The 9019-nt window shown below is 51.3% G+C and carries 5 protein-coding genes; 1 reads left to right on the plus strand and 4 read right to left on the minus strand.

From position 1 onward, the window contains the following. Positions 1-1636 precede the first annotated feature (1636 nt). Together CSZ94_RS26180 and CSZ94_RS26185 are read right to left on the minus strand one after the other, a co-directional pair. Positions 1637-2638, minus strand: coding sequence for a ParB/RepB/Spo0J family partition protein (locus tag CSZ94_RS26180; RefSeq protein ID WP_102124186.1), 1002 nt, complete (start codon positions 2636-2638; stop codon positions 1637-1639). Continuing rightward, the gene (locus CSZ94_RS26185) at positions 2635-3681 is read right to left on the minus strand and encodes a ParA family protein (RefSeq protein ID WP_102124187.1); all 1047 of its coding nucleotides are present in this window, start codon (positions 3679-3681) and stop codon (positions 2635-2637) included. The genes CSZ94_RS26180 and CSZ94_RS26185 overlap by 4 nt, the downstream gene beginning before the upstream one ends. A 2198-nt stretch (positions 3682-5879) precedes the next feature. On the opposite strand from CSZ94_RS26185, the gene CSZ94_RS26190 reads away from it, so the two are divergent. Next, positions 5880-7229 carry a replication initiation protein gene (locus CSZ94_RS26190; RefSeq protein WP_146009907.1) on the plus strand — a complete coding sequence of 450 codons (1350 nt, stop codon included), beginning with the start codon at positions 5880-5882 and terminating at the stop codon, positions 7227-7229. An 89-nt stretch (positions 7230-7318) separates the two neighbouring features. Here CSZ94_RS26190 and CSZ94_RS27785 read toward each other — a convergent pair whose 3' ends face one another. Then, on the minus strand, positions 7319-7666 hold the full coding sequence (locus CSZ94_RS27785) for a hypothetical protein (RefSeq protein ID WP_146009908.1): 348 nt from the start codon (positions 7664-7666) through the stop codon (positions 7319-7321). Beyond that, complete coding sequence (locus CSZ94_RS26195; protein ID WP_102124189.1) at positions 7653-8717, minus strand: tyrosine-type recombinase/integrase; 1065 nt, start codon at positions 8715-8717, stop codon at positions 7653-7655. The genes CSZ94_RS27785 and CSZ94_RS26195 overlap by 14 nt, the downstream gene beginning before the upstream one ends. Positions 8718-9019: the final 302 nt, after the last annotated feature.

The raw sequence follows: 9019 nt of genomic DNA on the forward strand, positions 1-9019 counted from the left end.
TAGCAAGAAGTGGACGATGCCAATACGGGACTGGAAAGCGGCACTGAACCGCTTCGCCATCCAGTTTGAAGACCGGGTACCGCAGACTTAAACGAAAAACCGTTTACACAGAATTCAGTACACCCCCTATGTACAGCAAACAGGATATGCCTTGCCAGCCTCGAAGCTGCCTACGCCTGGCAAGGTGCCACGCCAAGACCTTATCTGGTTCCACATCCCGTTATCAGCTTATCCAGCAAATCTTTTTGTAATACGCTCAGTGGCCTTTACAGCTCCCATTCATTCCAGACCGCGGCTGCCTTATACACTGTCATGCGCGAGGGTAGTGTGGGAGCGATGATATGACAGCTCATCCACAGGCAGCTACCTGGCCCTGCACCACGCCACCTGAGGCACACTACATGCAAGATCCAGATCCATGAAAAGTTAGTCTATCGTACGCCCAGGTCGTAAGTTCCCTGTACTTAAATGATGTTGAACATGTGGACATGCTGTAACCGTAACGTGTCCTGGAGCATATCGGTACCCATAGCGCCACAATACTCTGTATGTGAGGTAACCGCCCAAGTGTACAGCTCTGTTGGGCAAATCAACAGGCCATCTATATGCTGGCTACTGCCTGAACAATTGAAATTCCGTTTTTTGTGTACCAATCAACGCTATAGCGAGAAGAATCTGAAAAGGATGATGCCGGCCAGACATCACAACATATACGCAGATGCAATTTTCCAGCAAAGTTATCCAAGCTAGCATTGGGGGAGCTTTAACAGGGAAATTAGGTGCTTACCAGCTAACTGCATGGCACATTCAATTATTTTCTCAACGGCATCGTGCAGCAGCAAACATAGTTGAAAAACTACTAGCGGTGAGTATCTAACTGTTTTCGATGGAAGAATCACTTAACAGTAGCTTACAAAAGCGATATTTGTATTGGTAATCCGCTGTAGCAACGGATATCGATGACATGAGATTGAGTCCCCGCTGCATCTCACCTTGAATGATATCTTGTGTTCCTGAAAGGAGATTCCAGTGATAAAACCGCACCTGCCACGTTGAATGGCGCGAAATGAACAGCTGAGTAAAATTATTCTCGAACGAGTGGTCCCTGTACGATCTCACCATTCATGTTATGGATAGTTATCTCACCTGGAGGTAAAGGTAGAACAGATGATCGAGGACACTTTGTTGTTGCCTCACAATCCACAGCACGCGTCCATTCCGTCGAAATTGAGCACGCTTTATCTACACGATCTGTGGTTGTCAACTCAAGGGGAATGAATACTGGCGTGTTTTAGCGATGGGCCACCAAACTGATGCGATGGCTGACATTACGAATAGTACATGTGTGGGTAAGTGGTTGTTTCCAGGTCCGATGTCACTTATGCCAATAGCATCATATGACATCATCTTTTTATAAAAACGGGTGGGTAGGTGGCGTTGGCGTGATTGGATAGCCTGGTGTTATCGAAGACGCGTTAAGCACGATTTGTTAGTATACTATTCCGGCTAACTAGTTTGCGATTAAGAATCAACAACCCAAAAAAAGCCCGGGTAATCCCGGGCCTTCAATATCTAACAGATCATGCTATTACTGAGTAATATACAATAAGTCTTTGATTTAATTGAGTTTATTAAATTATTCAATTACTTCGTCAGCCATTTTTCTTAACATTTCGTCAATTTTTTGGTGCACCATCGCTGCATCGATAGAGCGGTCTGAAATACGCACAATAATGTCGCGGTCCTTCGCCTGCGTCAAATACCGCGGTGCACCTGACGAAGAGGGAATCAAGTGCTTCTGTGCTCGGGGAGGGAGGCTGGCGGCGTTAATTTGCTGTGTGACCCACACTTGTATCGATCCCTGGTCAGCGCCTTCCTTGAGGCGCTGAATGGCCTTCAGGATGACGTGGTGGTGGGTAGGATAGGTCTCCCACAGCGAATTAATCACTTTTGCCGCATGCGCGCCAAATAAGCCAGGCTCTTCATCCAGCAGGCTAAGTACTTCAGCAGGCAGGTTGAGCATCGCCAGGCCATTGGAGACTTTGGCCTGGGAGCACAGGAACATCGCAGCGACTGCCTTTTGTGTGGTCGCATACTCCTTACTCATCGCCTTGCGAAACATCAGTGCTTCTTCGTATTCGGTCGGAGGCGCGCCGGTGTTGTCGACCATGACGTCCAGCTCGGCTTCCCGATCCGTTCTCGAGACGACCAGGACGCGTGCTTGCTTCCAGCCGATGTTGATGGCAGCCTTTTTGCGCGTCTGGCCTTTGATGATTTCGTAGCGGCCGTTAGGCATCTGCCGTGCCGTAATTGGCGTGCTTTGTCCGGCGCTTAGGAAAGACTGTGAAATTTCATCGATACGTTCCGGATCATATTTCAACCGGGTTTGAAATGGGCTGTCATCGAGCAGGTCCAGATCAATCAATTTTTCCACGCCGAGTGCATTGACCGGCGCTACGACCGCTGGGGTGCTGGTAGGCTGGGCGTTATAGGCCACTTCAGGTGGCTGATCCTGGCCAATCTCTGCGGCTGGGGTATCGGCCGGCGTATCAAACGCGGTCGATGCCATGATGCCGGCTTGCGGCACTAGGCGGCCAGACTGAATCAGGCCGGACACTTTCAATGGTTTTCTGCTCATAATTTTTCCTGTCCTGGTAATGTCGTGCCAGCCATGCGCAGGCCATATAGTTTGATAAGTGACTTGGTTAAGTCGATGATGTCGCGTGCGCCCCCGCTGTTGGGCTCTTTTTCCAGTACCGGGCCATTGCTGCTGATGTTGTCCGGATCCGATTCACGCAGGAAACCGACAAAATCACGGATGATGGTGTCGTTGATCTTGCCAGGAAATTTCGGCAGTAGTTTTGACAGCTGGTACTGGTGCGGTGTTTTCGACGTATTGAACTGGTTCACCACAATGTGCACGTCCAAATGAATTCCTTGCCGCCCAAAAGCAGCATTGATTTCTTGTACGTTCGATGCGAGCACGTCGAGTGCTGCAATGGCCTGTCCTTCGGCTGTCACCACGGTCAGCAGGGTCTTGCAGGCAACCATGAACGTCGTGGCCAGGACGGATGTTCCTGGTGCGGAATCAATGATGATGACGTCGTACTGGCTGAAAAACTCGATCTCCGCCTCCAGTAAGCGTGTAAAAGCCTGCTCCCGGTTCATGGCACCCATCAGCCAAGATTCGTCGACCATGGTGATGTCGCTTGGGATCAGATCCAGCATGCCATCAGGATAGATCGAGCGGATCGCCTTTTCTGGATGCGCACGCTGACCTTGCGAGGTGCGTTTCATCAGCTCGCCAATGTGCGTAATTTCTTCGTCAAGCCAGTTGATGCCATACAGGCTCGTCAGCGACGACTGTGGATCACCATCAATCAATAGTACGCGGTAGCCTGACAAGGCGATGCAGCTGGCGACGTTACCGCAAATGGTGGTCTTGCCGACGCCGCCCTTGGCCATGCGCGTGTCGATCACCGGGGGCAGTGTCAAAGGGCGTTTGGTATCTGGAGGAATATTCAGAAGTCCGAAGCGGATAGCGCGGATTTCAGCGGCACTGTAGAGCTTGTGCTTGTTGTCTGCTTGTTCACGATACCGTGTGCGAAACGTTTTTGGCGTACCGGTGAAGCCGCTCAATTCCATCGCTAGTTTCTGCTTTACACCTTCAAATGCGCGCATGTGGCTCCCGTGGTGATGATTATTTCAATGATGATAGCGGGTTTCAATGTACTTTTCAATCGAACTTTTCCAAATAAAGGGAGATTGATGAAAATAAAGTCTATCGGCAAGTTAAAAGGAATAGTCACTTTCAAAAGCCCGGATGTGGTTTTTAGGGTTGCATCAAGGCAAAATTTGCAGACCCGGGCGTATGAGGGAGCTATCGGTGTCCATAGGATGTAAGTTCATTGCATTAATTTTAATAAACTACGTGCAGAGGACGAAGGTGTGTGATAGGTGAGCCTTAACAGGGAGCTCTGCGACAGCGGATGGGTTGCTATTTCAATCATTCAATGCGTTGCCTCTTGATCCTCCTATATACAGGGGGAGCTTTTACAGGGAGCATTAAGAGCCGAGGCCGGTAATGAGTGAGCTTTTACAGGGACATCTAATCATGTGAGTGAACATGCTTGGATTTGACGAGAAAGTACGCGTGTGAGTCACTGTTGAAGTGGATCACGTGCATTAAATTGGCTCGAACCATGATGATATGAACATTTAGCCAATATATATGTTGCACCATTGCAACTTTTAGGAAATATCTGGAAAAAATATTGATGTGTACTCCCTGTAATCTCTCACCTTTAGTGTGTCGCACGCGTTACGGAGTCGATGAGAATATGAACCTTATGCATGACTATATGCTGTACTGGAACTCCACAGTGACGAAACAGGAGCTTTTACAGGGACTGATGTTTATATGTCGCGTGTCTTTGTTTATTTGTTAATCAATTGCTTAATTAGTAAATGAAGAGTGCGCATCCCTGCAGGACCGATGCTTCTTTATTAACATGTTGGTGATCTCTCTTTTGCTATTCGCCTATGGTGAGCTTCTACGGGAACAATGAATGAGGTGATTGCTGTCGATCTATCATTTGTTAAAGAAACATTTTCAGAATAGTAAGGTGGGGTGTAGATTGGTCGGTGAAGCTGAAAACTGTTCAGTATTACGACGTTGTCATCCAGTAATCTGGTTTTGAAGACGCTATATTGTTCGCGATATACTTGTAAAGTTAGTATGTTTGATTGGATTGCATGACTGATTTTTCTCATGAAATGCTGTAATTACCCTTTGGAAAATGAAAAATCTTAGTCTTTCACTAAAATATTCTTATTTTTGGGTACTCGATTCTGGGTTAAACCTTCATTGGAATATTTTTTTTGCTTGAGAGGTTTTTTGATAAAGAACCCTTTTAAAACCTTAAATACAAATTAAGCTCGCGTAGACCGAGCATTCATGCGGCTTTCCGAGGGATTAGGTGAGCTTGACCGGGGACAGGGGTGAGGTTGTACGGGGAGTTCGGTGAGTCGGTTCAGGGAGTGAATGTTTTTAAGGTGAGGCTATACGGGTAGTGAGGGGAGGGGATACGGTGACTGAAGACCCTTCAGGTGAGCTTACACAGGGACAGTGGGTCAATGGAGATGGGGATAACCATTTTCCAGGCTGTTGTGCCAGCTATCGTTTGATGTGGTGTGTGCTGTGTTTATGTGGTTCCTGTGTCGAGCGTATCCGGCTGGTGTCGGTTTACCGGGGGCGTGACAGTGGGGGCGATAATTCTTAGGTGAGCTTTTACGGGGAGTTGTTTTCCTGATCACCGGATTAGGTATCAATTGGTGTTGGTGATGGTTCTCTGGGGAGCTTCCACAGGGAGTGTTTTTGGTAGTACAAGCTATTTGTGGTGGCATGCAGGCGTGCTATGGTCAGTAGGTGCCATTTTTATACGAAATAGGTCAATTCGGTGCGGTGACAGGTGATGGAGGGCGCTGTGCTGCGTCTGCTGCGTCGATAGGTGAGACTACACAGGGAGTGCGCAGCATGTGGTGACCGATATGGCCATGCCATGGACAGCTTGCAGGTTCCGTGGTTGTGGCTTGGAAAAGTACTCTGGGCCGCCAGCCATGCGGTTTTGGCGTTGTTTGCTGGTTCCGGCGTTGCGAATCCAGGTGAGCTTGCACGGGGAGCTTGCCACTCAATGGCTCTCATTCGAAACGTGGAGCCCGTGTTTTAAGGTGAAATATTTTTCAGAAAAAAATCACTTATTTTGGTGAAATTTCATGTGAGAGCATGCAAAGGTGAGTCAATTCGCGTTATAGTTCGCACCATGTAAAGGCAAGTATGGGCATCTGGAGCCATGCTTTCTCGATGAAAGAGGATCGGCGTGGCAACGAGAAAACCCAAAGCAGCCAAGAATGGCGAACTGACATCACCATCGATGGAATTTCGCAAGACGAATGATGCGATCGGTCTGCGCGTGCGGGAAGGCAAGATGTCTTTGCTCACCCGTAAGGTGTTCAACGTCATGATGTATCACGCCCAGCAGCTGAAGGTCACGGGCGTCAATTCGCCGATCGATACGCCGGCGTCAAAAAAATACTTCTGGATTCGCTTGGCAGATCTGGCGCGTGATGCTGCCTACGATAGCAAAGACACCGAGTTCCTGAAGGCCCAGCTCGAAGAGATGCAAAACATCAAGCTGCTGATGGAAAATGACCGCCAGTGGACGTCCGAGCGCCTGGTCGCTTCGGTCACGCTGGTCAATCCGATGGGTTTGAAAAAGCATTCCGGGCAGGTCTGGTTTGGTTTTGCATTTCCACCGGAAGTGCATGAGCTGGTCATGGCCCCGGGAACTTACACGCGGTTCAGCATTTTCTACCAGGGCTTGCTGCGTTCCGGTTCGTCGCTCGCGCTGTATGAAATTTGCCGCCGCTATGCCACCAATCCATCCAAGGTCACGCTGATCGAGACGTATGAACACTGGTATGGTGCGCTGACCGGCAATCCTGTTTCCGCGGATGCGCCACCGCCGCAGTATAAATATTTCAAGCGCGATGTTATTCGGCCAGCGATGGCAGAGATCAATGCGCTCACGGATATCCAGGTTGAGCTCATCGAACACCGTGTAGGTCGGCGCGTCGAGCGCCTGCAGTTTCGCGTCGAGCATACCAAGCAGCCGCAGCTTGGTTTTGCAGCGCCGCCCGTCATCGATCTGGAACTGATGGGCAGCATCATGAAATTCGGTCTGACCCAGGTCGATGCAGCTGATGTGATGGCGCAGCATGGCGATGACAAGATCCGCAGCGCCGTGGCCTTTGTTCAGGCGCGGATTGATCACAAGAGTAGTGCGCCACTGGATTCTCCAGCTGCCTATTTCCGTTGGACGATGAAGCAGGGAGCTGATGCGGCGAAAAACCTGCAGCTCAAAAGCAGCGCGGCAAAAAATAGCGTCGTCAAAAAAGACAGCGGTACGACGGTATTGGAGAAGTTCCTCGCGGCGCGCGCGCAGGACGCGTATGACCTGTACAACGAACTCGATAACGCCGATCGAAACGCCATTTTTGAGCGCTTCAAGGATCAGAATACGAACACGGCCGTCAATCTGGACCGCGGCGTCGAAAACGTCCTGGCACGCTCGCTGTTTACCAACTGGTACGCCCAGGAGCTATGGGGTGAACCGACCATTGAGGCACTAGCCGCCTTCGTTGAGCAGTTCAGCCTGGCACCACGCTAGCTGCGCGCGCAGCTAGCGTGGCGCCACTTTCGGTATCTTGTTCGGCCTGCACATGTAAAGCAGCTCAGAGTCAGACCGCACCATGGACTTTATGTAGCCGACAGGTCGATGGTGATGCCGCGGATAAGTGCCGCGCGCAGCTGCGCTGCATGCTGTTCCCGGAAGGCGGCCGGCACCGTTCCTGGATCAGCTGTTTGCACGGCGAGCTGATTGCCTTGCAGCGTGGCTCGCAGTAGTGGCACGCCGGCCGATGACAATACCGTTCCAGACAGCATGTGTACCGGCAGGGCAGGTTGCCGCAGCACCTGGTCCGCAGCCGCTGCGGCGTGGTGGTTCGAAGGATTTAATGGCAATGAGCGCAAATAGTCCACCGCTTTTGCAAGGGCGCTTTCCAGCTCGGTGATACGTTGTTCTGCCGTTGGATTAATCGGATGCATCGTGGCAGCTTTCAGAAGAGGGTGGTGGAGCATTGTTCAGATTGTTGCTGGACGTCGATTCTATCGTGCTTTGCTGTAGCCCGGAACGGCGGCACCATGCCGCATGGGCATGTGAAAAGCGCCGGGCAAACTCCATCCTGGAGTAGCCCATGTATTCCCGCACGGCGTCCAGGCCCAGTCCATCCTCGAGCAGGCTGGCGCCGTAGGAGTTGCGCAGGGTTTGCGGACTGACACGTTCACCGCCAGCCATTGTCCCCAGGTCCGCCAGCAGCTTTTTCGCACCGATGAATGCTCGTGCATAGTCGACCGGATGCTCCTTGTCCGAGGGCGCGCCGGGAAACATCAATCCTTCGCTTCCGCTCAACGCCAGCCATCGGTCAATCGCCGGCCAGGCAGCCGGATGCACCAGGGCCCGATGAGACGTCATGGTACCGCATTGCGGCGCAACGATAAACCGTTCGCGCCCATGTCCTACACAATTAACTGAGGTCATGTTGGCTTGTCCAGGCTTAAACCCGGCACCCAGCATCAACGCACACATCGCCTTGGCGCGAATGCGCACCAGGCTCTCCTGGTCCAGCGGATCGTCGGTATCGCATAGCAGGGCAAACACGCGCACTCGCTCAGCAGGCAGCAGAAAGGGCATCGGTTTTTCGTCGGCGGGCTGGGTTACCGGGCGAAAGGTCGCCTCGGTCGGATTGACGAAATCAGGATCAGCTTGCTGCAGGGCGGCGTAAGCGCGCCTCAGCAGTAGAGCATAGCGCTGGCGCGCTTCGACACGTTTGCACACATGCGCCTGATCCAGGAAGTGACGGATATCTTCTTCGTCGGCCAGTACGACGCTTTTGCCGCGGAATGTCCGCAGGTGGGCAATGAAGATCGCCCACATCGATGCGTAGACCGCGATGGTCTTGGCGCTGAAGTTGTGGCCTTCCTCGTACGCGTCTTTTTCAAGCCAGCGGTGAAAGGCTGTTTTTGGATCGGCGGCCCAATGGAGGCTTCTTTTGTAGACGGTGTTGGCCGCGCGTGAGCGCGGTGATCTGTCTGTCATAAGTTAACCTCAGTTAATTGTGTTAATGAAAGATATTGTATTCCATTTTCATTGCCAGGCAGATGTGATCTGTCGGGGGTGAGAGCACATCCGCCATAGCTTTGAAGCTCGGTTGGGGTAATGCCGAAGGGGTTTCTACAATCTTTCGATAACGTCAGGATACAGGGGGGGCTGCGGGTTCTGTCGCGTTGTTGATCAAACGGCGGAATTTTCCCGTAACGGCCAGTGCCCCTTAAACTGGACGGACCATTCCTGCCAAGGCATAAAATTGGTCGGCGAACGACCTTGTATCCACGCCGTCG

It is taken from the genome of Janthinobacterium sp. ROICE36 (genome assembly GCF_002869965.1).
Classification (GTDB): domain Bacteria; phylum Pseudomonadota; class Gammaproteobacteria; order Burkholderiales; family Burkholderiaceae_D; genus Janthinobacterium.

Coding starts and splice junctions, on each gene's coding strand:
- CSZ94_RS26180 (WP_102124186.1), bottom strand. CDS start 2,638: ATGAGCAGAAAACCATTGAAAGTGTCCGGCCTGATTCAGTCTGGCCGC.
- CSZ94_RS26185 (WP_102124187.1), bottom strand. CDS start 3,681: ATGCGCGCATTTGAAGGTGTAAAGCAGAAACTAGCGATGGAATTGAGC.
- CSZ94_RS27785 (WP_146009908.1), bottom strand. CDS start 7,666: ATGCATCCGATTAATCCAACGGCAGAACAACGTATCACCGAGCTGGAA.
- CSZ94_RS26195 (WP_102124189.1), bottom strand. CDS start 8,717: ATGACAGACAGATCACCGCGCTCACGCGCGGCCAACACCGTCTACAAA.